A 596-nucleotide genomic window follows, 5' to 3' on the forward strand; every position below is an offset into this window, starting at 1 on the left:
TCAGAGATCTCCGGATCAATGGATATTTGCTCCTCCCCGAAGCTTATCGCAGCTTATCACGTCTTTCTTCGGCCCTTAGTGCCAAGGCATCCGCCCTGTGCCCTTTCTGCTTGACCTTTCGCTCTGATACCCTAGCGTAGGTATCAGCGGTCTTGATTCTCGTTGCTTTTGATAAATTTAATTATCGATGTCTTCCTATCTTACGTTTGTATATCAAGGATATTTGATTAGTTAATCAAATTTCATGTATGCAGTTTTCAAGGTACGATATTGACTGAGCTTTTATCAGTCATATAAGAAGAAAAGCTTTCTTTTCATCTTATATCACTGGTAAAACCAGTTATTATAACAGCTCTTCCCGGCTGATACGGGTTAGCATCGGACTTATCGATTGTTTACTGGCTCCACCCTGTTTCCGACAGGGCTCACTTTCCAATGCCTGTATTTATGTTCAGCAGACTTGCGTCTGTTGTTTTCTTTTTTGATCTGGCGGCCACCTGCTCTCCCACATCGTCTCCAATGCAGTACCATCGGCCGCCTGCGTCTTAACCGTCGTGTTCGGGATGGGAACGGGTGTTTCCCACAGGCGCATCGCC

Annotated in this window: 2 rRNA genes; both read right to left on the reverse strand. The window is 45.3% G+C overall.

The features are described from left to right. Positions 1 to 117, reverse strand: a 23S ribosomal RNA gene (locus KQI91_RS08795); the annotation flags it as partial. 367 nt (positions 118 to 484) lie between these two features. Then, a 5S ribosomal RNA gene (gene rrf, locus KQI91_RS08800) occupies positions 485 to 596 on the reverse strand; the annotation flags it as partial.

The sequence above is a fragment of the Blautia sp. MSJ-19 genome (assembly GCF_018918125.1).
Lineage (GTDB): Bacteria > Bacillota > Clostridia > Lachnospirales > Lachnospiraceae > Blautia_A.